At 68.8% G+C, this 551-nt stretch carries 1 protein-coding gene; it reads right to left on the reverse strand.

The features are described 5' to 3' along the window. Positions 1-86: 86 nt before the first annotated feature. Positions 87-551, reverse strand: a 465-nt coding sequence (locus tag BI06_RS51210) for a hypothetical protein (protein ID WP_043472219.1), incomplete at its 5' end; no start/stop codon positions are given.

Consider the following 551-nt stretch of genomic DNA (forward strand, 5'->3'; position numbering starts at 1 on the left):
GGCCAGGACCCGGTACGGGCCGACCTCGGCCGGATCGGACTCCCGGCGCGGCCGCATCGACGGGCCCGGAGCGCCCGTGGGGCCGGTCACTTGAACGCCGGTGTGGTGGCGGACATGTCCGGGGACGCGCCGTTCACCGTCACGTACTTCGCCAGCTCCACCGCCGACACGGCGAGTGTCCTGGTCGTCTCCTCGCACTTCCCCTTCGGGTAGGCGGCGCCCCTCACCGCGAGGAACACGAACAGGTTGACGTCCCGGACGTAGAGCACGCAGTTGTCCTCGTTGAGATGCTTCGCCGCGAGCCAGTACGCCTCCTCCGCATAGCCGGGGTCCGCCACGCGCGTGTGACCACCGATGTAGAGGCCTTCGTAGTGTTCCTTCGCCCGCACGGCACCGCTCACGCCACCGGGGACGCTCGGGAAGACGTCCCAGACGATATTGATCTGGTCACCGCTGCGGCTGTTCCACTGGCAGGACTTCTCCGGGGCCTTCCCGTACGTGTCCGTGTACTCCCAGGTCCCGGGATTGCCCCACGGCAGCGAGAACTCCGG

Origin of the sequence: Kitasatospora sp. MBT66 (assembly GCF_000710405.2) — a bacterium.
Taxonomy (GTDB): domain Bacteria; phylum Actinomycetota; class Actinomycetes; order Streptomycetales; family Streptomycetaceae; genus Kitasatospora; species Kitasatospora purpeofusca.